At 42.3% G+C, this 22,750-nt stretch carries 16 protein-coding genes, 1 tRNA gene and 1 other RNA gene; 5 read left to right on the top strand and 13 right to left on the bottom strand.

Going from position 1 to position 22,750, the window contains the following annotated elements; translation table 11 throughout:
- Window positions 1-86 precede the first annotated feature (86 nt).
- Complete coding sequence (locus BGP78_RS09855) at window positions 87-938, top strand: LysR family transcriptional regulator (protein ID WP_119861233.1); 852 nt, start codon at window positions 87-89, stop codon at window positions 936-938.
- Between the two features lie 762 nt (window positions 939-1,700).
- Here BGP78_RS09855 and BGP78_RS09850 read toward each other — a convergent pair.
- From BGP78_RS09850 to BGP78_RS09835, 4 genes are read right to left on the bottom strand one after another with little or no spacing between them, the layout of a single operon-like run.
- Window positions 1,701-2,864, bottom strand: a complete 1,164-nt coding sequence (locus tag BGP78_RS09850) for an FAD-dependent monooxygenase (protein WP_119861232.1) — start codon at window positions 2,862-2,864, stop codon at window positions 1,701-1,703.
- A complete protein-coding gene (gene ubiH / locus BGP78_RS09845; RefSeq protein ID WP_119861231.1) occupies window positions 2,864-4,048 on the bottom strand; it encodes a 2-octaprenyl-6-methoxyphenyl hydroxylase in 1,185 nt (394 codons plus the stop codon). Before ubiH ends, BGP78_RS09850 begins: the two co-directional genes overlap by 1 nt.
- Before the next feature lie 9 nt (window positions 4,049-4,057).
- Window positions 4,058-5,368: a Xaa-Pro aminopeptidase gene (pepP, locus tag BGP78_RS09840; protein ID WP_119861230.1), complete on the bottom strand. Its 1,311-nt coding sequence runs from the start codon at window positions 5,366-5,368 to the stop codon at window positions 4,058-4,060.
- Window positions 5,368-5,931, bottom strand: coding sequence for a UPF0149 family protein (locus BGP78_RS09835; protein ID WP_119861229.1), 564 nt, complete (start codon window positions 5,929-5,931; stop codon window positions 5,368-5,370). Before BGP78_RS09835 ends, pepP begins: the two co-directional genes overlap by 1 nt.
- 196 nt (window positions 5,932-6,127) lie before the next feature.
- Here BGP78_RS09835 and ssrS point away from each other — a divergent pair.
- Both ssrS and BGP78_RS09825 read left to right on the top strand, forming a co-directional pair.
- Window positions 6,128-6,310, top strand: a non-coding RNA gene (gene ssrS / locus BGP78_RS09830) — 6S RNA.
- Window positions 6,311-6,581: 271 nt separating this feature from the next.
- Window positions 6,582-9,257, top strand: coding sequence for an ATP-binding protein (locus BGP78_RS09825; RefSeq protein WP_119861228.1), 2,676 nt, complete (start codon window positions 6,582-6,584; stop codon window positions 9,255-9,257).
- A gap of 60 nt (window positions 9,258-9,317) precedes the next feature.
- On the opposite strand, the gene rimI is transcribed toward BGP78_RS09825, so the two are convergent.
- From rimI to guaB, 5 genes are all read right to left on the bottom strand, one after another.
- A complete protein-coding gene (rimI, locus tag BGP78_RS09820) occupies window positions 9,318-9,731 on the bottom strand; it encodes a ribosomal protein S18-alanine N-acetyltransferase (protein WP_119861275.1) in 414 nt (137 codons plus the stop codon).
- 43 nt (window positions 9,732-9,774) lie between these two features.
- Complete coding sequence (locus BGP78_RS09815; protein WP_119861227.1) at window positions 9,775-10,044, bottom strand: hypothetical protein; 270 nt, start codon at window positions 10,042-10,044, stop codon at window positions 9,775-9,777.
- A gap of 65 nt (window positions 10,045-10,109) precedes the next feature.
- Window positions 10,110-10,186 (bottom strand) — tRNA-Trp (locus tag BGP78_RS09810).
- Window positions 10,187-10,332: 146 nt separating this feature from the next.
- Complete coding sequence (gene guaA, locus BGP78_RS09805) at window positions 10,333-11,907, bottom strand: glutamine-hydrolyzing GMP synthase (protein ID WP_119861226.1); 1,575 nt, start codon at window positions 11,905-11,907, stop codon at window positions 10,333-10,335.
- 166 nt (window positions 11,908-12,073) lie between these two features.
- A complete protein-coding gene (gene guaB, locus BGP78_RS09800) occupies window positions 12,074-13,543 on the bottom strand; it encodes an IMP dehydrogenase (protein WP_010362529.1) in 1,470 nt (489 codons plus the stop codon).
- 113 nt (window positions 13,544-13,656) lie between these two features.
- Between guaB and xseA the strand changes: the two genes are divergently transcribed.
- Entirely contained in the window at window positions 13,657-15,054 is a 1,398-nt protein-coding gene (xseA, locus tag BGP78_RS09795; RefSeq protein ID WP_119861225.1) for an exodeoxyribonuclease VII large subunit, read from the top strand.
- Between the two features lie 89 nt (window positions 15,055-15,143).
- Here the strand turns inward: xseA and cysE are convergent, their stop codons facing one another.
- Both cysE and BGP78_RS09785 read right to left on the bottom strand, forming a co-directional pair.
- Complete coding sequence (gene cysE / locus BGP78_RS09790) at window positions 15,144-15,965, bottom strand: serine O-acetyltransferase (RefSeq protein ID WP_119861224.1); 822 nt, start codon at window positions 15,963-15,965, stop codon at window positions 15,144-15,146.
- Window positions 15,966-16,262: 297 nt separating this feature from the next.
- A complete protein-coding gene (locus tag BGP78_RS09785) occupies window positions 16,263-19,133 on the bottom strand; it encodes a pitrilysin family protein (RefSeq protein WP_119861223.1) in 2,871 nt (956 codons plus the stop codon).
- A gap of 257 nt (window positions 19,134-19,390) precedes the next feature.
- Here BGP78_RS09785 and BGP78_RS09780 point away from each other — a divergent pair, with 257 nt between their 5' ends.
- Window positions 19,391-20,347, top strand: a complete 957-nt coding sequence (locus tag BGP78_RS09780) for a methylenetetrahydrofolate reductase (RefSeq protein ID WP_119861222.1) — start codon at window positions 19,391-19,393, stop codon at window positions 20,345-20,347.
- Window positions 20,348-20,373: 26 nt separating this feature from the next.
- Here BGP78_RS09780 and BGP78_RS09775 read toward each other — a convergent pair whose 3' ends face one another.
- Together BGP78_RS09775 and BGP78_RS09770 are read right to left on the bottom strand one after the other, a co-directional pair.
- A complete protein-coding gene (locus tag BGP78_RS09775) occupies window positions 20,374-21,333 on the bottom strand; it encodes a sensor domain-containing diguanylate cyclase (RefSeq protein WP_119861221.1) in 960 nt (319 codons plus the stop codon).
- 96 nt (window positions 21,334-21,429) lie between these two features.
- Window positions 21,430-22,665: a DEAD/DEAH box helicase gene (locus tag BGP78_RS09770; RefSeq protein ID WP_119861220.1), complete on the bottom strand. Its 1,236-nt coding sequence runs from the start codon at window positions 22,663-22,665 to the stop codon at window positions 21,430-21,432.
- Window positions 22,666-22,750: the final 85 nt, after the last annotated feature.

Below are 22,750 nucleotides of genomic sequence, written 5' to 3'. Positions count from 1 at the left end.
GCTGATAAGCAACAACAAATTGTAATTTTTTATCAATTGATAAATAATACTTATATAAACAGCTAGATTAAATTGTATTTATTAATATGAAGAACTTATCTATTGATGGACTGCGTACATTAGTCACCGTGGTTGAAGTGGGTGGCTTTGCAAAAGCGGGAGAACGACTGGGTTTATCGCAACCGGCAGTCTCTTTACAAATTAAGCGCCTTGAAGATATGCTCAATTGTAAGCTGTTTAAAAAGCAAGGCCAGCGCCAAGTTTTAAATCAATACGGTGAGTTATTACTGCCACTTGCAAAACAAATGCTGCAGCATAATGACGCGATTTTACAGCAATTCACTTCCGAGAGCGTTACAGGTAAAGTCCGTTTAGGTATACCCAGTGAATTTGCTGCCCGTATACTGCCTTCAATCATTGGCGACTTTGTTGCTTTGTACCCTGATGTATCGCTTGAAGTTAAATCTCGCTTGAGTAAACACTTGCTTTCAGTATCTCGCCAAGATCAATTTGATCTCGTGTTAGCATTAAATGAGCAAACTGGATCAGAGCAATTCCCTGTGTTTATGCAAGATCAGTTAGTGTGGGTTGGCGACCTGTCTTTGGTCAAAGATAGCACGCAGGTCGTTACCTTAGTTACCGCGCCAGAAGGGTGTATTTATCGCCGCCGTGCCATTGAAGCACTACAACAAGCGGGCATTAAACACCGTGTTATATATAGTAATGCCGACTTAACAGGGTTGACCGCTGCATTAAAAGAAGGACTAGGCGTGACGGTACTTGCAAAAAGCACGGTACCCAATGAACTTAACTATCAAACCAGCACTAAACATTTACCAGAACTCGGCGACATTGGGATCTGCTTAGTCAAAAACTCTGCTGAGTCTGTGCATGCCGTCGATAAGTTAGCGGAGTTTATTGCCCTGCGATTAAGTTAAATATGTAGGATATAGCTCTAGAAGCTAGCGCCTAACTCAATGGACCCTGAATCAAGTTCAGGGAGATGAAGTTTAAAAGTCAAATTCAGGAATACGAAGTATAGGCGCCAACCCCAACACCCACCGTCTTCCTGACGAAGGTCAGGATCCATGTAAAACATAAACTCAGACCTCAAGCCAATGGACCCTGAATCAAGTTCAGGGAGACAAAATTTAAGCGTCAAGTTCAGAGACGAAGTTTAAGAGTCAAACCACAACACCCGCCGTCTTCCTGACGAAGGTCAGGATCCATGTAAAACCTAAACGCGGGGGTCAAACCAACGGGCCCTGAATCAAGTTCAGGGAGACGGAGTGTAAGAGTCCAGTTCAGGGAGATAAAATTTAGGGAGCAAATTCAGGAATACGAAGTTTAGACGTCAAATCCCAACACCGCCGTCTTCCTGATCAAGGTCAGGATCCATGTAAAACGTAAACCCGGGGGTCAAACTAATGGACCCTGAATCAAGTTCAGGGAGACGAAGTGTAAGAGTCAAGTTCAGGGTGACGAAGTTTAAAAGTCAAATTCAGGAATACGAAGTATAGGCGTCAAACCACAACACCCGCCGTCTTCCTGACGAAGGTCAGGATCCATGTAAAACGTAAACCCGGGGGTCAAACTAATGGACCCTGAATCAAGTTCAGGGAGACGGAGTGTAAGAGTCCAGTTCAGGGAGATAAAATTTAGGGAGCAAATTCAGGAAGACGAAGTTTAGGTGTCATGCCCTACTTACCTACCGCTTCTTTTGCAAATAAAGTCTTGATCGGACCTAAGTTATCAACCAAGCTCAGCCCAACTCCACGGATCAACTTTTTAACGGGATTTGAACCTTCAAATAACTCTTTCAAGCCTTGCATCATGGCAATGTGCTTTTGAGCATCAAGCTTACGGCTTCGCTCATATTCGCGAAGAGCGCGCGTCGTGGCAAATTCGCCTTCTTTACTTAACTGTTCAATCAATGCTTCTGCGTCTTTTAACCCAAGGTTCATGCCAAGGCCCGCTAATGGATGAATCGTGTGTGCTGCATCACCCATCAATACAATTTTGCCATTAAGCCATTGCTGAGCGTAACGCATTTTTAGGGGAAATACCGCTCTATCATCGGCTACTTCACACAAACCACATTGTCCATCAATCGCAACATTAAGCGCTTTGTTAAATTCAATGTCAGGTAACGCCATTAAACGCTTTGCTTCTTCAGGTGAGGTAGACCAAACGATTGAATGATGGTGTTCATCTTGCAGAGGTAAAAATGCCAAAGGCCCAGTATCTAAAAATATCTGTCGAGCAGTCGCATCATGTGGTAATTGGGTTTTAACAGTCGCGACAATAGCATGATGGTCATAATCCCAAAATGTCAGTGGCATTTTAAACTGAGTACGTATCGCTGAATTTGCTCCATCAGCGGCTACCAGTAATTTAGCCATCACAGGTATGCCAGACTCAAGCGTTATTAATACATCAGTTTCAGTCTGATGAATGGTTTGATAACGCGTGTCAAAACACAATGTCACATTATCGAGTTGCTGAAGCGCGGTAAATAATGCGTAACGGATCGCATCGTTTTCAACGATATGCCCCAACTCTGGTAAATCTAACTCCACATTATTAAATGCTATTTTACCAAAACTATCCTGATCGCGCACATCCATATGGGTATAAGGGGTAGCACGCTGTGAAACAATATCTTGCCACACACCTAACTGCTCAAACTGAGTTTGGCTGGCTAAGCTAATCGCACTCACTCTATTGGCAAATTGCGCTGCCAGCGGCTGAGGTGCCCCATTACTATCGATAACCAACACATTTATATCAGCCTTTGCAAGGCCAAGCGCCAGAGTTAACCCTACGGCACCACCACCCACAATACATACTTGCGCTTGTTGCATTACTTACTTCCTTTGATCACATGACCCATCAATTGTTTTGCTAATGGACTTTTTAACCGTGTCGACAACGCCATTGCCAGCAAACCACAACTACGCCCCAAAGCAAAAATACGCGAGCTATTTGAAAAAAGCCGAACTAAGGTATCTGTTAATGTCATCACTTGCTTTATGTCTGCCTCTCTGGCTTTTGCATATGCTCGAGTAAAAGAGAAATCGCCCAATCCGTCGAGTGGCCCGCTTGCCATTAATGACACCAGCTGCTGAATATCTCGTACACCTAAATTAAAGCCTTGGCCCGCAATAGGGTGAATGGCATGTGCTGCATTCCCAATAATAACGCAGCGATGATGTGCTAACTGCTCTACTTTGCCAAGTACCAATGGATACGATGTTCGGCTTCCTACTTGAGTAAATAATCCAGCTCGAAAACCAAAGGCTGTTTGCAGTGCTTCAACAAACTGCTCACTTTTCATATTTTGATACTCGTGCAGCTGATTATTCTCCATACACCATACGAGTGAGTAGCGGTTTTGGCTCATCGGCAATAAAGCCATTGGCCCATGTTCGGTAAATCGTTCAAACGCTTGACCGTTGTGACCACCCGCAACTTCAATGTTTGCAATTAATGCACCTTGTTCATACTGCGTGCTTTCAAAGCCCAATTTTAATAACTCGCGAGTGGGAGATTTAGCCCCATCAGCCACAACCAATAACTTACCAACCAACACCTCATCAGTAGACAGTGTCAGCGTGATCTGCTCCGGTTGCTGTTCGAGTGCACACACCGTTGTTGGGCAAAATAACGTAATATCCGATTTTTTCAGTTGTTGGTGTAACTCATGCCCATATTGATTAACCTCTACCACATAGCCTAACGCATCACAGTTATAATCCTGATGATCTATATCAGTTTTTCCAAAATGGCCTCTGTCAGACACATGTACTTGATGAATTGCCTGTGTAAAAGACCATTGAGGATTAAATAGCCCGAGCTTCATCAAATATGACGCCGACTGTTGTGCGAGTGCAATACTGCGATCATCAAAGCTCGGATGAGCATGATCATTTAAAGCAAATGCTTCAATCACAGCAATTTGGTAAGTGGGACACTGTTTTTTGATTGCCAAGGCAGCGGTGGCTCCCGCCATACCGCCACCGACAATTAATACATCAAACTGTTGCAACCGACTCTCCTACTGTTGCATGAGGGCTTCTATTTCAATAATTGATTTTGGGACACCGGCAGTTAAGTTTTCAAAGCCATCGCTGGTAACCAATAAGTCATCTTCAATGCGAATGCCAATTCCTTTATATTGCTCAGGAATTTCAGCATCTTCATCGAAATACAACCCTGGCTCAATAGTCAGAACCATACCTGGCTCAAAAGCTCGGTCTGCTTCATCCTGCTTGTATTCACCCACATCATGTACATCAAGCCCCAACCAATGACCTAAGCCATGCATATAAAAAGCTTTGCATGCCTGCTTATCAACCAGTGTATCTAAATCACCCGCTAAAATTCCAAGGTCGATCAAACCTTGGGTCATTACTTTCATTGCCGCTAGATTTGCTTTGACTAAAGTACCGCCGGGTTTGACGTGTTTAAATGCCGCTTCTTGTGCCGCTAATACCAGTTCATACACGACTTTTTGTGATTCACTAAATTGACCAGATACAGGGAACGTTCTGGTAATATCAGCGGCATACCCTTCTAGTTCACAACCTGAATCAATAAGTACTAAATCACCACTATGCAAGTCATCGCTATTTTCTGTGTAATGTAAAATATTGGCGTTATTACCCGAGCCAACAATGGTGCCGTAAGCTGGATGACGTGCGCCATTCATAGCGTAATGATGATGAATTTCCGCCTCAAGTTGATATTCAGTCGCCTCAGCTGAGGCAAAACGCATCGCACGCTTATGCGCATTGCAACTAATTTGTGCGGCTTTGCGCATCACGGCAATTTCAGCTTCCGATTTAAATAAGCGCATTTCGTGTAGTATTGGGCGAATATCTTTAATGATCTCAGGTGCTCGATAGCCTTTTTTAGGCGCGCCACGGAGTGTGTTCATCAAAGACCATATTTTATCGTCAAACGCCGCATACGTGCCTTGACCAAAATACAATACCCGATGACCATTTACCAAATGGAGTAACTCTTCATCGAGCTCGCTTAATGGGTATGTCTCATCAAGCAGCAAGTTTGTTTTTGCGCGCTCAAAGCCCATTCTTCGACCATGCCAAATTTCAGCAACTTTGTCTTTGTTTCGGCAAAATAAGCTACTTACCCCTTTGCCTTGTTTATCCTTACTTAACACCAATACGGCATCTGGCTCGTTGAAGCCCGTTAAGTAAAAAAAGTCGCTATCTTGTCGAAATGCGTATTCTGTATCTCGGCTTCGCGTTAATTCAACAGCGGCTGGAATAATCGCTACTGAGTCATTATCTAATTGTGCCAGTACTCGGGTACGGCGTTCTAAGAATTCTTGTATTGTGATCATTAGTGTAGTGTCTTTGAGGTTGTACTGGCGTCAGGTTCTTTTCCCATCTCTGCGAAACATAACAAAGCAGAGACCCGAATATACTCAACAATTTCATGTAAAGCTTGCTGATCTTCTTCACTGTCATCAAAGTGCGTATCAAGCTTAGTGATCTCAGTGAAGTCACTGATCACCTCTTTTACGTCAGCCGACAACTTGCCATAGTCTTTTTGCTTTAAGCCAAAACCAAGTAAAAAACCAGACACCCAAGCAACCAGTGCATTGGCTTGATCTAGCAATGACTCATCTTCACTAGGGAGAAAAAGGTCAAACTGAAATTCACTTTCATTAAAATGCTCAATGACATGTTTGTACATATCGGCAAAGAACTGCTTTAGCTCTTCACTAAAGTTTTGCCCTTCATTGAACACATCACTCAGTAAACCTAAGTATTCTTTTGCTTCTATATTCAGTCCGCAAGCCAATAAACCACTGATGGCACCATGTACTTCAGCAGGGGCTACATAAATGTCGTTTTTTTCTAGCACCAATTGGGCTTGGGTATAATCTTTTAATTCGCTCATCAGTATTTCTTACACTCACAATTTAGTGGGTTAATGCTACCACTCGAAGTATAGCAACTCCAAGCAATTGTATGTGCTAGCTTAAAAATCAAACGCACCGTTTACTAAACTAGCGACACAGCCTAAATTAACAGCAAACGAATAAGTATTTTATATTTATGGTTTCTACTCACGCAGATGTTTTATATACTGTTTGGGTTCCCTAGCGCGTTGGACAGCAGATTAAGTCCCTGAGCCGATAAACTTTATTTAGGGACGTAGTTTGCTTACTATTGTGCAAGCTCGGCATGTACCGAGAAGCCTACGGTAAGCTGTTGCGTTCCGCCTTGAACCTTAGGGTTCAAGGGCTGACATCAGCATCCGCGACGCTGGGGCACATTCTTTTACTGTTTTAGCTCTTTTACCCAACTCAAAGCTCTATCATATCAATATGATATAACTGACTTAAATTACCTCATAGCAAGCTATTCATTTAATACTATTGGTATACATACCACTGTTATCATAGAAACTTCATAAAATAGACACCAATTTAACCTTACTCTAACGCGTTTTCTTGTGAAACATGCTGCATTGGCTTAGGATTAGAATGTCGTAAACCAATAATGATCTCTTATACTGATCAATCATATGGATATCTATGTAACACCATGAAAACAAGTAAGTTGAGTATTAAGCTATTATGGTATATCACCCCCTTGGTGATATTACCCTTGTTGTTTCTTGGTGGTTTTACTCTCACTAATGTAACGAGTTCAACTCAAAAGCAGGCCAAGCTCACCGTGAGTCGCTTTGTTGAGCAGCAACAGCAAAAAATGTTTAACTACATTGAGATATACCAGTCTACGACAAAATTACTCTCAAACTCGCCTGTATTAATGGACTTTCTGAATCACAATAGCTTTTATGATGTATCAAGTACGTCTCGACTCAGTGCCCTTGTTGATGTATTTGCCAGTTACAGTGAGGCTTACCCTGACATTTTAAGCATTAACTTGATTGACCCTGCAGGTAAAAGTCAGGCCTATCACGCAAATAATTTGAATAAAGCACCACAGAATTACCCGTTTTATAGTCAAATGATCAATAATAATTTAAGACAGCAACAGTTCATGGTTGCTACAGAAAAAGGCACGACGCACTTATATTTTGTACAGCGCATTTATGGCGTTAACCTACAACTTAGACAGCCTAATCAACAAGGCTATATCATCGTTAAAGTTGATCCTTCTATTATTAACTCCAGCATTTTTGAAGCTGCCTACGATAATACCCTGAACTTATTAGTGACCGATGGCGGTGAGATTTTATTTAGCTCAGACAAGCAACTTTTTGGTAGTTACCTATCGCCAGATGAAATAGAGCAAATTCATGATGTAGCAGACAAAGGCACGCTTAACGCTATTAACCTCAATAGTATAGATAACATCGAGCGGATGCTCTACGCCGTACAGCTAAGTGGTGGTTATTATTACTTATCAACGATCCCTAAGTCTTTGTTATACCACTCAGGTAAAGCCATCAGCCTGATCACTGCGCTGATTGTGATTTTGTCAGTCATTATATTACCCATTTTAATTTTTATCGTCGTGCGCAACTTACTATTAAACCCGATAGAGTTATTGGGTGAAGCGAGTCATAGAGTCGGTGACGGTGATTTATCCGTATATCTACCCACACAAGGTAATGATGAAGTAGGCACGTTATTTCATGACTTCAATCACATGGTTAAGCAAATAAGAGACTTTCAGGGTGAATTAGAAGAGTATAAACATCACTTAGAAGAAAAGGTAGACAACCGAACCCGTGCTCTAGAAGAAATGAATAAGCAACTGGGTATGGCTATCACGCAAGCAAAGCAAGCCAATGAATTGAAAAGCCGCTTTTTGGCAAATATGAGCCATGAAATACGCACGCCGCTTACAGCAATCATGGGCTTTACAGAGCAACTGTTGCACAACCCTGATGCACAAGGTACGCGTCACCACTTAGATACTGTGCTGCGTAATTCAAAGCACCTATTAGAACTCATCAACAACATTCTCGATCTATCAAAAATCGAAGCCGAAAAGCTGGCCGTCGAAAAAAATGAATTAAAACTCCAGCCCCTGCTAGATGATATTAATTCAATCATGGCGCCTATGGCACAAGAAAAGCTCTTATCATTTGCTGTTGAATACCAGTTCCCGCTTCCACGAACCATGAATAGCGATATTACCCGTTTAAAACAGATTTTATTAAACATCGCGACGAATGCAGTGAAGTTTACCGAGTTCGGTGGCATTAAGATCAAAGTCTCGTTCAATGAAACATTACAACAATTTCAGTTTGTTGTAGAAGACACCGGCATTGGTATGTCTGAAGCTGAAATAGACCGCGTATTTAAACCTTTTGAACAGGCAGATAGCACCACCACGCGCCGCTTTGGGGGGACAGGGCTTGGGTTATGTATCTCAAAAAATCTGGCACAACTGCTTGGCGGAGATGTTGAGGTAAATAGTGAGCAAGGTATTGGCAGCCGATTCACCATTAGCATCGCTGGTAACTATCAAAACAGCGAGTATGAACTTGCTTATGAGCTATCTGCAGCACTACCTGAGCCCAATGTGTCTGAAGAGTTAGCAAACACTCATCTAGATGCGCATATATTGCTGGCAGAAGATAACACTGATAACCAAGTCTTGGTTACACTGCTATTACAAGCATGGGGGATCACGCCAGATATCGCGAACAATGGCGCTGAAGCTGTAGAAAAGGCACTCGTAAACGATTACCAACTGATATTAATGGATATGCAAATGCCGGTAATGGGTGGCTTAGAAGCCACCGAAATGCTCCGTCATGCGGCTTATGATGGCCCTATTATTGCTCTTACAGCGAATGTTATGAAGCAAGATGTTGATACCTATCTCGCAGCAGGGTGTGATGCAACCCTAGGTAAGCCTATTGATAAAGCAGAGTTAGGATCGGTCTTACTGGAACATTTGCAAATTGAAGACGCCAGCCAGTCGCAATGGGACTCTTTACTTCAAAGTGAAAAGTTTATGCAGATCAGCCAAAACTATATCGAAAAGCTGCCTGACTACCTTATTCAGCTACAAACGTACTACGATAATCAGGAATGGGAATCTCTCAGGGCGCTCGCTCATAGCTTAAAAGGCAGTGCTGGATGTTTTGGCTTTATGAACGTACATAGTGCTGCAGATGATTTAGAACAGAGTCTTCGAACCAATAATAAAGCCCAGTGGCAATATGCGTTATTGAATCTGACTGAGGCAATTAAATACACACTCACCAATCAACAGCCACTGAAAGTTGCGAACTAAATAAGCATAGTTAGATGGTGATGCTTTTCTATTGGACTATATGGTGCACCAGTATCTAGGTTAGCTGCCGCCCATAAAGCACAGAGCTAATGCCATTAATATCGCATCTTCTTTGCCGTCATGACTCGGGTAGTAATTTTTACGAATACCTGACTCAATAAACCCAGCTTGCTCATACAGACCAATAGCGGCTTTATTCGATGCCCTCACTTCTAAAAACAAGTTTTCAGCAGACATTATCTCACTGCGCGTCACAAAATCTTGTAACAAGGCTTTCGCTAAGCCATTCCCTTGAAACTCAGGTGCAATACAAATATCCATTAAGGTGTTATCGGGCCCAGCTCGCTCACCTACATAAAAACCCGCAAGTTGCTCATCTACATACAATGCACCATTAAAGTAGCGTCCAGCTAAACAGCCTTCCATCGTTTTTTGTGTCCAAGGAAAGGCATGGCATGCGATTTCTATTGCCATAAATTCACACACAGGTAGCTGAGCGAGTATGTCGTGCTTAATATTAGTATTCACTTAACAGTTTCCATAATTGGCGTTTCTGTTCTGGGTTTAATTGCCCTGAAGGCAATATTAGCCCTTGGCCATTAACCGCCACATCATGCCCCTGTTGCACACCATTTAAATCAAGGTGTGTATTAACCAATCCGATATCGATGGCCATTTGCGGACTTAGCTCAATGTATACATTAGCCTGATCTGAGGTTGACGCAGTATGAGTGTGTTTTAATACCAAAGGGGAGACATCTAAAATATCGGCATGCAATGGGTGCATAAAAACCTACGATTTTATAATACTGAGTGTTGCTAAGAATATAAAATATGAAGTAAAAAAGGAAGTGGCAGGGGCGGCAGGACTCGAACCCGCAACCATCGGTTTTGGAGACCGCTGTTCTACCAATTGGAACTACGCCCCTGCAATGACGACGAATTATAGAGATGTTTTATAAAAGGTAAAGCGTTATTTTATAAAATACCGTTCAACTGCCTTTTAAATAAACAAAAAGGCGAATATTTAACATATTCGCCTTTAATATTAGTAAACTAAGTCACTAATACGTAGTTATTCCCACTCGATAGTTGCTGGTGGTTTACCTGAAATATCGTAAACAACACGCGAAATACCATCAATTTCATTAATGATACGGTTCGATACTAACCCTAAAAAGTCGTATGGCAAGTGTGACCAACGCGCAGTCATGAAATCAATGGTTTCTACACAGCGTAATGATACAACCCAATCATACTTACGTGCATCACCCATCACCCCTACTGATTTCACTGGTAGGAATACCGTAAACGCTTGAGACACTTTATGATAAAGGTCAGCTTTATGCAGCTCTTCAATAAAGATAGCGTCTGCGCGACGTAGCAAGTCACAGTACTCTTTCTTGATCTCACCAAGTACACGTACACCTAGACCTGGCCCTGGGAATGGATGACGATAAAGCATATCGTAAGGTAAGCCGAGCTCTAGACCAATCTTACGTACTTCATCTTTAAACAATTCACGTAATGGCTCAACAAGCCCCATTTCCATATCATCTGGCAAGCCACCTACGTTATGGTGTGACTTGATGACATGCGCTTTACCTGTTGCAGAGGCTGCCGATTCAATCACGTCAGGATAAATCGTCCCTTGTGCCAGCCATTTAGCATTCACTAATTTCTTCGACTCTTCGTCAAAAATATCAATGAAAGTATGGCCAATTGCTTTACGCTTATCTTCAGGATCTGATAACCCTTCAAGATCTTTCAAAAACTGGGCTTCAGCATCTACTTTGATGATATTCAAACCAAACTTATCACCAAACATATCCATGACTTGTTGACCTTCGTTTAAACGAAGTAAACCGTTATCAACAAATACACAGGTAAGTTTATCGCCAATCGCACGGTTAATCAGCATCGCAACTACTGATGAATCAACACCACCTGATAAGCCAAGGATAACTTCGTCATCCCCTACTTTTTCTTTAATACGCGCGATCGCATCATCAATGATTTGTGCTGGCGTCCACAACTTCTCACAACCACAAATGTCGATTGCAAAACGCTCTAATAAACGCAAGCCTTGCTGCGTGTGTGTCACTTCTGGGTGGAATTGCACACCATAGAAGCGCTTTTCTTCCCAAGACATCGCCGCATGAGGGCACGTATCGGTGCGCGCTGTCGTCGTAAATGTATCAGGAATTGAAATCACTTTATCGCCGTGGCTCATCCACACATCTAAAAAGTCAGTGCCGTCTTCAATGTGATCTTGAATTTGATCAAATAACTTACAGTCACCCACTTTCTCAACACGGGCATAACCAAACTCTTTTTTGTCAGAGCTTTCAACTAAGCCACCAAGCTGCATCGCCATTGTTTGCATGCCGTAACATACGCCTAATACTGGCACGCCAGCGTTAAATACGTACTCAGGTGCTCTTGGACTATTATCTTCAGTTGTTGACTCTGGGCCACCCGATAAAATAATACCTTGCGGATTAAATTCACGGATCTGCTCTTCGGTCACGTCCCAAGCCCATAGCTCACAATAAACACCGATTTCACGAACACGACGCGCAATTAGCTGCGTGTACTGTGAACCGAAGTCTAAAATCAAAATGCGGGAATCATGGATGTCTTTGCTCATTGATAATCTCGTAGTTAGGAAACGACTCACACCAACCGAAATAAACTACTCTGAGTTAACTTCGCTATATTGGTATCAATTTAGTAAAGCACAAAAACGAACTTTACTTAAAATTAAGAAGGGCTAGCATATGCTAGCCCATTTAAACACGCTGAATTTCAGTGTGTTAGCCCATTCTGTAGTTAGGCGCTTCTTTGGTGATCTGCACATCATGAACGTGCGACTCACCCATACCAGCAGATGTAACACGCACAAACTGTGGTTTAGTATTTAGTTCAAAAATATCAGCACAGCCTGTTAGGCCCATAGCACTGCGAATACCACCAACTTGTTGGTGAATAATAGTCGCAATAGGTCCTTTATAAGCAACACGGCCTTCAATGCCTTCTGGCACTAACTTTTCAGCTTGCTTAGAGTTTTGGAAGTAACGGTCTGACGAACCCTCTTTTTGGTTCATAGCGCCTAATGACCCCATACCACGGTATGATTTGTAGTAACGGCCTTGATAAAGTTCAACTTCACCTGGAGACTCTTCAGTACCCGCCAGCATTGATCCCACCATAACGCACGACGCACCTGCAACCAATGCTTTAACAACATCGCCTGAGAAACGAATACCGCCGTCAGCAATAACAGGAATATCGCGACCTTTAAGACCTTCAACTGCGTCAGAAATAGCCGTGATCTGTGGTACACCACAACCTGTTACGATACGTGTTGTACAAATTGATCCTGGGCCAATACCCACTTTAACCGCGTCAACACCGGCATCAGCAAGGGCAATCGCACCTTCAGCTGTTGCAACGTTACCCGCTACGATTTGTAAATCAGGAAATGCAGTACGCGTTTCTTTAACTCGGTCAAGTACACCTTGTGAGTGACCATGAGAAGTATCGATAAGTAATACATCAACACCTGCATCAACCAATGCAGCGATACGCTCATCAGTACCCGCACCAACACCTACAGCAGCACCAACACGAAGACGGCCACGCTCATCTTTACATGCATTCGGCTTTTCTTGGGCTTTTTGATAATCTTTAACCGTGATCATGCCTTTAAGCTTAAATGCATCATCAACAACCAAAATCTTTTCGATTCGGTGCTCATGCATCAAGCCAAGAATCTCTTCACGACATGCGCCTTCTTTCACCGTCACTAACTTATCTTTTTTCGTCATTACGGTTGAAACAGGCTGGTCTAGTTTTGTTTCGAAACGCATATCACGACTCGTCACAATCCCTTCAAGCTGATTATCGGCACCCGTCACAGGAAAACCTGAGAAGCCTTTTTCTTCAGCAAGTACCAGTGCATCTTCAATAGTTAAATCTGCAGTCACAGTAACAGGGAAAGAAACAATCCCCGCTTCATACGTTTTAACTTTACGTACATTGCGAGCTTGCTCTTCAATCGTCATATTCTTATGAATAAAACCAATACCACCTTCTTGCGCTAACGCAATCGCTAAACGCGCTTCAGTAACAGTATCCATAGAGGCTGATACAAGGGGTAAGTTCAATTCAATACCACGCGTTAAACGCGTCGATAGATTTGCAGTATGAGGTAAAACAGTAGAGTGTGCTGGAACTAATAGCACATCATCAAAGGTTAGGGCTTCTTTGGCAATTCTTAGCATGTTTGCGATTTCTCTCACGTGGAACTGAGTATAAGGAATTGCGTGCAAATTTTATCAGCGTTCCCCATGCGAGTAAATAAATATTATCAAAAAATGTGATAAAGTACACCGCAATGGCACTTGGAGAGACTAAATTGAGCTATCAATCACGCAGTACTATACCCCAACATATTTATACAGTTTCTAGATTAAACAAAGAGATCCGAGCTATTTTAGAGCAAGGTTTCGCCCAAATTCAGTTAACTGGAGAAATTTCAAATTTTGTTGCGCCTGCGTCTGGTCATTGGTACTTTTCACTTAAAGATGAAAAAGCCCAAGTAAAAGCTGCAATGTGGCGAGGAAATAATCGTAATTGTAGCTACCGCCCGGTGAATGGCGCACAGGTCACACTGCGAGCTCGCATCTCTGTCTATGAACCAAGGGGTGATTATCAAGTCATAGTCGAACACATGGAAGCAGCTGGCGAAGGGTTACTTAAACAGCAATACGACGCACTCAAGCTAAAGCTCGCAGCCGAAGGGCTTTTTGGCAGTGCCCATAAGAAACCATTGCCAGCACATATCAACAAAGTAGGGATCATTACCTCTGCGACGGGTGCTGCGGTAAAAGATATCTTATCCATATTACAACGCCGTGCGCCCCAACTTGAAGTGATTATTTATCCAGCCCAAGTGCAAGGCAAAGACGCGCATTTCCAACTCATCGAAAAGTTACAGCTGGCTAACCAACGTAACGAAGTAGACGTGTTAATTATTGGTCGAGGTGGGGGCTCTCTTGAGGATCTATGGTGTTTCAATGAAGAATTACTCGCACGGGCTATTTTCGCCAGCAACTTACCTATCATTAGTGCGGTAGGCCATGAAATAGATACGACTATATCAGACTATACTGCCGACTTAAGAGCAGCAACACCGTCTGCGGCGGCTGAACTCGTAAGTTCAGAACAAGATGTCTTAATTGACTTAATCGCTAATAAAAAGCGACAACTTAAAAAAGCCACTAATAACCAGATTAATTACGCCAAGCAGCGTACACAAAACCTCACACAACGCTTGAGGCTGCAACACCCTAAGAACCAACTAATGCAGCAATCACAGCGTATTGACGAACTGTCACTGCGTTTGCAGCGCGCCTTTGATCAGCGTCATCACCTTTTGCAAAGTCGCATGTCGTTATTAGAACAAAAGTTAAGCCACCAGCATCCTAATGGTCGTATTACACAGGCTAAGCAGCGCCTCAATCAATTAACGTTGCAATTAAGCCAGCTGCAAAAACAACACGCTAACGCCCGTCAAAATAAATTAGCGTTCTTGGCTGCAACGTTAAATAGTGTGAGCCCATTGAGTGTATTAGCGCGTGGTTACAGCATCACAAAAACGAACAATAAAGTCATAAAGTCGATTTCTCAATTACAAGAAGGGCAAGTAATTCAAACGCAATTAAATGATGGAACAATTTCATCGCAGATCACACAGCTCGTGCCTAAAGCACAGTCCAAAGAGATAAATTGAGCCCATTGATTTATTTTTAGAGAAACGTTTGGTTGGGCAACCCTCATCATAAGTGATGAACAGCCCAACTGAGCGACTTTTGATGACAGCTAGAGCATGGCGCTCGTGTAAGAATCATTCACCGAGTTTGGTTCATCTTCTAAGAAGTTTTGGTTCATGCTTTCAGCTGGATTAGGACAGTTTGGTTTACCCACTACTTTAGCAGGGATCCCAACGACCGTGGTATGCGGTGCTACAGGGTTCAATACGACAGAACCGGCACCAATTCGCGCGCATTCTCCCACTTCAATGTTACCAAGTACTTTCGCCCCTGCGCCAATGAGTACACCGGCACGGATTTTAGGGTGACGGTCGCCTTGCTCATTACCTGTACCACCCAGCGTGACCGATTGTAAAATCGACACATTATCTTCAATAACGGCGGTTTCACCAATCACTATACCAGTCGCATGATCAAGCATAATGCCATGACCGACTTTACAAGCAGGATGGATGTCAACACCAAATACTTCGGATGTACGGCTTTGAATAAACCGAGCCAATTCTTTTCTGTTTTGTCGCCATAGGCAGTAGGCAAGTCGATGTGCTTGTATCGCATGAAAACCTTTCAGATTCAAAATTACGGTTAAGTAACTATCGGCCGCTGGGTCGCGATCTTTAACCGCTTTTATATCATGGGCTACATGCGTGAGCATTTTATCGCAATCGACAAACGCTTGATCGAACAATTCTCTTATCGTAAACGCTGATACCACGGCATCAGCCAGTTTGTTAGCAACGATAAAACTCAATGCTGCACCCAAACACTCATGATTTAGCACACTTGAATAAACGTGACTTGCGAGTAAAGGCTCGACGTTGACTAATTCTTTTGCTTCTTTTTGAAGCTGGTGCCAAATTTCATGACGCATAAGGAAAACCTAACTATTGCTAATACTTGCAGATTTTAACGGCTTAACACAAGATATGTTACTGCTATTGCAAACCTTCTCGCTATTACTTATAACAAACTGCTCTGTATAGAGCAATATTATCGCTTTTATCTATGTACCATATCGGTGTACTTAATGTGATACAAAGCACGTATAACGAGAATCTAGCATCTCATTGTAATAAATAGCATTTATTACAATTTTTCACTCAAATATAAAAATGGCCATAAATTAATTATGGCCATTTCTCGTTAAAGCATCACGTAAAGCTGTTAATTATTCAAAAACAGTTTTTACATCTTCCACCGTTATATTGCCTGATGGAATGGCAAGCTTATACTTTTCAATCTGCTTGTCTTCATTAATCAGCGATGCTGGCTTATTCGTATTGTATTTAAGCGAAGATACTTGCTCCGACGCCAAACGCTGTGCCATATCTTTACCATCACCAGTGATGAAAACATAATGCATATTGTCAGTTTGTAGTGTGTCAGATATCACGCGATTGACATCTTCCACCGTCAAATTGGAAAGTTGTTTACGAACATATTCAACAAAGCTTTCCGTGTTGTAATATTCACTATCGAGTGCATATCCTAATTGGCGATCTTGACTTGCAACTAGCTGCGGAACGTAATTACTTAAGAAGTTTCGCGTCGCATTAAAGTCTTTATCAGTCATCCCTTGCTCAATTAACTTATCTAGCTCAAATTGTGCAACGCGTGTTGCAAAGTGAGCATCGTTATTCGAACGAAGAGGACGTAACCAAATTTGGAAAATCTGCTCTGAACGGCCTAAGTTCGCATCAGGCTTTGTTTGGAACATACCACGTGGGAAGTATTCAATATATGCGTAATCACCATAGTTCATACCACGAGTTTGACGAATGCGCTTATACAAAAAGCTATTCGAACTACGGTGCTCACCAAAGTATGATCGCACTAGCCACAATGCGGTCCAATCTTTAGAACTGCGTATTGTATCGATAGGGAAACCAAACGACACAGCGGTAGATTTAGCATTTTTCTCGATAATTGTAGCGTGACGACCTGTTAATATTGGCGCATCAGGTACCATCAAACGTGCTTCATCACCTTTTGGTAGCGTTGCTAAATCATCTAGAAGTTGAGCTTTTACTTTTTCAGATAACGCACCAGTGATCCCCACATTTAATTTAGCCTGAGTAAACTCACTGCGGTAAAAAGCTTTCACATCGTCTAACGTTAACGCATCTAAATCAGACAAATCACCAAAGTTATAACTTTCATATGGGTGGCCTTGATAAAGTTTATGATAAAGCACCTCTTTACCTAATTCTTCATCATTAGACGATTTTAAGCCCGCTTTAATGCCGTCTATCAACTCTTTCTTCAAACGTTTAAAGTCATCTTCTCTAAAACCTGGGTCAAGTAGTTGCCTACTGACTAAGTCATACCATTGCTGGGCATTATCTTTGTGAACACGCCCGCGCAATGAAATCATTTCTTTATCAATTTGGTAATTAAAACTGCCTGCAATTGGGTAAAGCGCCGTTTGAATCTCTTTATACGTTTTAGTTTGCGAGCCGCCTTTTGCAAGCATAGCCGCAGTCAGTGCTGCCACCCCTTTTTTACCAACAGGATCAGCTGCGGCACCTGTATAAAACAATAAGTTCACGTCAACAAGTGGAGAGGTATTGGTTTTATCAAGTAACTTAAAGTGACGTTCTACTGGCTGTTTTGAGTCTGTAACCAGCGTATTCAGTGAAACTTCACGCTCGAACCCTGATACCTTAGCAAGATCTGACATAGTAACTGTCGTACGCCCACTGTCGACAAAATATTCATTCGCGATAGTGCGGATATCTTCTGGCGTCACTGAATCAGCCGATTGGTATAATTGATTAATCACTTCAGGATCACGCTCAAAATGCATATAACGTGCAAGCGTAGATGCTATCGCTTGTGATGAATCAAGGCCATTAATAAAGCTATATTTTCTATTTGATTTTAACGCAGCCAATTTATCAGCATCAACCAACTCAGTGCGCGCACTAGCATAAGTGCGGTTAATTGCATCTCGTACAACTATTAAGTCTTGCTCTTTTTCAACTTTAACAAATACGTGCAATAGCCCTGGATCTTTCGTTTCTGCATTATACGGGAACATTTGACTAGCGATTTGTTTGTCAACAACAAGCTCTTGATACAACGCTGAGTTTTTACCAAAGTATAACTCTGAGATCAGATCTAGCGCCGCTCGGTCTTTCTTCTCTGGCACCCATGAAGTGCCTTTATAAGAAACTAATAACCAATGACCAGGCATACCTTCAAATTGCTCATGGACATATTTTGCCTCAGTTTGTTTTGGCTCAACAGGCACCTCTGCTTTGAAGTCACCTTTTTTCCAATTCCCCCAATGCTGCTTGACCGCTTTCATGGTTTCTTGTGGATCAACGTCACCAACAATCACCATTGATACATATTCTGGTTTATAAAAGCGCTCAAAGAAGGTTTGCCCATACGCCATTTGATCTGGCATCGCTTCAATATCTTTGAAAAAGCCCATTGTGGTGTGTTTATAGGTATGCTTATCGAAGGCCTCGTTACGTACCGCCGATAATAACTTACGCACTGGGTTTGCATTGTTCTTTAAATACTCGCCTTTTACAGTCAGAGCTTCAGTACGAAACTGCTCTTCGGTGTATGACAAGTTTTGAAATATGTCAGCTTCAATTTCAAGGACTTTGTTTAAATGTTCTTTTGAAAAGCTCAAATAGTAATTAGTAAAATCATTGGTTGTATATGCGCGATTATCAACACCTGAGTTTTTCAATATATCTGAGTACACTTCTTGAGGGTACTTTTCAGATCCTTTAAACATCATATGTTCAAAGAAGTGGGCAAAACCGGTTTTACCTGCCTCTACTTCATCACGCGAGCCCACAGATACTGGGATCTGTAATGACACCACATCAGGGTAATCCGTTTTTACCACCATGACTCGTAAGCCATTCTCAAGCTCTTCAATTAGGTAATCTTGTGAAAACACTTTATCACTGGCATTTGCTACGCTAGCCACAGGTGTACTGTTGTTCGCACTGTTACTTACACAGCCAGTTAATGCGAGTGTTACCGCTAGGCTGGTTGCCAATAGTTTAAATTTCATATGTGTCCTTAAAAATTATTTTTTTAACTAGCGCGGTGGCTAGTTTAACCATGCAATTATGCCGTAAATTAACAAGGGTTATACCCAAAAAAGGCAGATTTATGTAAAAAAATATGTCGATAAATTTCAGTAGACTAATTAAGAATATGCGTCTAATTCATGGTTGTTGAGTAAGTTTCAATAAAAAAATCTATCTAGACGTCTAAATGGCTGCTATATTATACCCATCAAAACGACTTTAGGCTGGAATGAGGATTATGGCTTTATCACTGCAAGACAAAATACAAGACCCAAATCAGGGCGTTTACTTGATTGGTACTACCCCACCAAAGCAAGGTACTGATAGAGCTCAATTAGAAACCATTGCCAATAAGCTGCTGGCTCGTTTACACGAAATAGAGTACGACGGTGTCGTTATCTATGATATTCAAGATGAAAGTAGTCGCACACAAGCCCCTCGCCCTTTCCCGTTTAAACATACGGTTGATCCATGTGAATATAGCCAGCTCATTAGGGAGTTATCTCAATTAGATGTGATCACCTACAAAAGCGTGGCACAGCGTGATGCGTCACAATTTAATGAGTGGCTAAGCGACACAAAAGACAAATTTGGATTAGATAACCTAGTCCTTGTTGGCAGTCCATCCTCTACTGGCGACATTCGATTAAGCTTACCCGATGCCTATAAAGCCTTGGCTGCACATCAAGAATCATTTTTTCTCGGGGGCGTCACGATTGCCGAGCGCCACGCGAGTAAAAAGAACGAACAGCAACGTTTAATTGAAAAAACAGCGCAAGGCTGTGAATTTTTTATATCTCAAGCAGTCTATAACCCCCAAGAAACTATCGACTTAATCACCAGCTACGCAAGAACTTGCAAGCAACAAGGCGATACACCTAAACGTATTATTTTAACGTTTACGCCCTGTGGCGGACAAAAGACGCTTGAATTTATGGAGTGGTTGGGTATCTCGGTGCCAGATGCAACCAAGTGGCGCATGCTTGACTCACAAAATCCGTTGAGTGAATCAATCCGCATTTGTCGTGAAAACTTAGATTTAATCTTACAAAGCTGCGCACGATTGAATGTCCCTTTAGGGCTGAATATTGAAAGCTTAACCAACCGTAAAGAAGAAATAGATGCATCAATAAACCTTTACCGCTTACTCAAGGCCACTATGGAATTGAACTTAGCTGAGAAGCAAATTGCATAACACGCAGCGTGCTTTTGTGTATTGGGTTAAGACTTTTCAGTCTTAGCTTGATACATAGCTTTATCAGCTAGGCTAATTAATTGTTGTAAGTCAAAAAACTTATCGTCGGTCATAGCATGCCCATAGCTAAACACCACATTAGGTAGGTTTTGTGCTAACAGCAATTGCTCAAATTCCGTGGTTAAACGTTGCATCAAATCATTTACCCAGTCACCAGATGGCCCTTGAACAAACATTAAAAACTCATCTCCGCCCATACGCCCAGCTAAATCATCATCACGACTTACCGCCTTTATAGCTGTAGCTAACCCATTTAACACTTTATCACCAACAGGGTGACCATACTGATCATTTACGGCCTTGAACTCATTCAGGTCAATAAAAATACAGTAAAAGTACATATGCATTTTAAGAGCAATATCACGTTTATGCTCCGCGAGTGTCACAACTGCACGTCGATTATAAATATTGGTTAAGGGGTCGAGCATGGCAATATGGCGCATTTGGCTAAAGCGGTGAATTAAAATCAAATCATCTTCGAGCATATCTCGTAGATGCTCTATTAATTCCTGTAAATTAATATCATACGCGGTGATTTTAAAATCCATCACGCATAACGTGCCAAATGCGCTACCGTCAGGCCACCGAATAGGAACCCCTAAATACGATTCGAACCCATCTTCACTCACCTCTGGGTTTGTATCCCACCGCTGATTCGTACTCGCATGGCGTTCATATAATGGTGCATTATCTAACACCACTTTTTTACAAAAAATATTGGTGTCGAGTGGAATAACACCACCGGCTGAATAAGGGTTCTTTTCATTACGATTAGCGACCAGTACAGAATACCCATCTTGTTGAGCTTGTACTATAAACCCGGCGGGGGCATTAAACACTCGCGCCATTAAATCAATGGTTTTTTGCCATTTCGCGAGCGTCTCTTGTGATTTAGTCTGTTCTAGTAACTCAGGATCAGTATCCATGCGACAGTCTCTTGTGTGCCTATGTCCGTTGCCTCTTGCTTAATAAGCATACCAACAAAACATCAAACCTGTCGCATTAATACAGAGTTAACTCATTTATTTTTTACGGCGTCGCTGATCTCGCTTACCTAAAATATGTTTTTTATCGCGTTGCTTACGTGCTTTCGCTGAGTTTTTTCGGTTATCTTTGGGCTCCTTCGTTAAGTCGGGTTCATAACCTTGTAACCATTGCGGTGTGAGGCGTTCATCAAGTAACACCTCAAGCTCTTCTAATAACCACTGCTCATCAACGCTGACCAACGATAATGCCATCCCAGCTTTACCTGCGCGCCCAGTCCGCCCTATGCGATGGATATAATCTTCTGCAACGAAGGGGAGCTGTGCGTTTATCACATAGTTTAAATCAACAATATCTATCCCACGTGCGGCAACATCAGTCGCGACCAGTACTCGCGTTTTACCTGACTTAAATTGTGCCAACGCTTTATCGCGGGCACCTTGCGATTTATCACCATGAATGGCTAAGGTTGGCAAGCCGTCTTTATTCAGTTCTTTGGCATATTCATCGGCCATATTTTTCGTTCGAGTAAAAATAAGCACCTGCTGCCAATTATTCTTCCCGATAAGATGTGACATCAGCTCACGCTTTCTATCATCATCGACCGCATAAAATAGCTGTTCTACTTTTTCGGCTGCGCTATTCTCTGGATCTACACCCACTCGCTGCGGCTTGGCAAGCCATTGTGCCGCCAATTTTTGTACTTGTTCATCGAGGGTGGCTGAAAATAGCAGCGTTTGTCTTTGTTCTGGTAAATGACGCATAATGCGCTTAATTTCACCAATAAACCCCATATCAAGCATACGGTCGGCTTCATCAAAGACCAAGTGAGATACCTTGTCTAATTTTAAAGTCCCCTTTAGCAAGTGATCAAGTAACCGACCTGGAGTTGCAACAACAACATCAACACCTGCTTTGAGTGCCTTCTCTTGTGGACTAATATTCGCCCCGCCGTAAATACACGCGACTTTTAAACCTGTGTATTGAGCGTACGCTTCACTATTAGCTGCAACTTGCTGAGCAAGCTCTCTGGTTGGTGCCAACACTAAAGCCCTTACCTTACCATTGTGTTCAGGTTCTTTTAAAAGGCGATGTAAGATTGGCAACATGAAAGCCGCAGTTTTGCCCGTACCGGTTTGTGCTGTTGCTAATAAATCATGCCCTTCAAGCACCAGAGGAATGCTTTGCTGTTGTATTGGCGTGGGGACAGAAAACTGCAGTGTCGCTAAGGCCTGATCAAGCTCAGGCGCTAACTGCAAAGATTGGAATGACATAGTGACGACTCACAGACAAATAAATTGGCTGCAGTATAACAAATGCGTGCAACAGATGCCCGCATCAGGCGTCACTATCAATATT

Source organism: Pseudoalteromonas sp. MSK9-3 (assembly GCF_003590335.1).
In the GTDB taxonomy this organism is placed as follows: Bacteria; Pseudomonadota; Gammaproteobacteria; order Enterobacterales; family Alteromonadaceae; genus Pseudoalteromonas.
The sequence above is the reverse complement of the archived record's forward strand: the minus strand, read 5'-3'. Positions and strand labels throughout refer to the sequence as shown.

Excerpts from the sequence above, each read along its gene's own strand:
- BGP78_RS09855 (WP_119861233.1), top strand. The coding sequence starts at position 87 with ATGAAGAACTTATCTATTGATGGACTGCGTACATTAGTCACCGTGGTT.
- rimI (WP_119861275.1), bottom strand. The coding sequence starts at position 9,731 with ATGGCAATAGAAATCGCATGCCATGCCTTTCCTTGGACACAAAAAACG.
- BGP78_RS09775 (WP_119861221.1), bottom strand. The coding sequence starts at position 21,333 with ATGGATACTGATCCTGAGTTACTAGAACAGACTAAATCACAAGAGACG.
- cysE (WP_119861224.1), bottom strand. The coding sequence starts at position 15,965 with ATGCGTCATGAAATTTGGCACCAGCTTCAAAAAGAAGCAAAAGAATTA.
- xseA (WP_119861225.1), top strand. The coding sequence starts at position 13,657 with ATGGCACTTGGAGAGACTAAATTGAGCTATCAATCACGCAGTACTATA.
- BGP78_RS09785 (WP_119861223.1), bottom strand. The coding sequence starts at position 19,133 with ATGAAATTTAAACTATTGGCAACCAGCCTAGCGGTAACACTCGCATTA.
- BGP78_RS09815 (WP_119861227.1), bottom strand. The coding sequence starts at position 10,044 with ATGCACCCATTGCATGCCGATATTTTAGATGTCTCCCCTTTGGTATTA.
- BGP78_RS09835 (WP_119861229.1), bottom strand. The coding sequence starts at position 5,931 with ATGAGCGAATTAAAAGATTATACCCAAGCCCAATTGGTGCTAGAAAAA.
- BGP78_RS09825 (WP_119861228.1), top strand. The coding sequence starts at position 6,582 with ATGAAAACAAGTAAGTTGAGTATTAAGCTATTATGGTATATCACCCCC.
- BGP78_RS09770 (WP_119861220.1), bottom strand. The coding sequence starts at position 22,665 with ATGTCATTCCAATCTTTGCAGTTAGCGCCTGAGCTTGATCAGGCCTTA.
- guaB (WP_010362529.1), bottom strand. The coding sequence starts at position 13,543 with ATGCTAAGAATTGCCAAAGAAGCCCTAACCTTTGATGATGTGCTATTA.
- BGP78_RS09780 (WP_119861222.1), top strand. The coding sequence starts at position 19,391 with ATGGCTTTATCACTGCAAGACAAAATACAAGACCCAAATCAGGGCGTT.
- BGP78_RS09850 (WP_119861232.1), bottom strand. The coding sequence starts at position 2,864 with ATGCAACAAGCGCAAGTATGTATTGTGGGTGGTGGTGCCGTAGGGTTA.
- guaA (WP_119861226.1), bottom strand. The coding sequence starts at position 11,907 with ATGAGCAAAGACATCCATGATTCCCGCATTTTGATTTTAGACTTCGGT.
- pepP (WP_119861230.1), bottom strand. The coding sequence starts at position 5,368 with ATGATCACAATACAAGAATTCTTAGAACGCCGTACCCGAGTACTGGCA.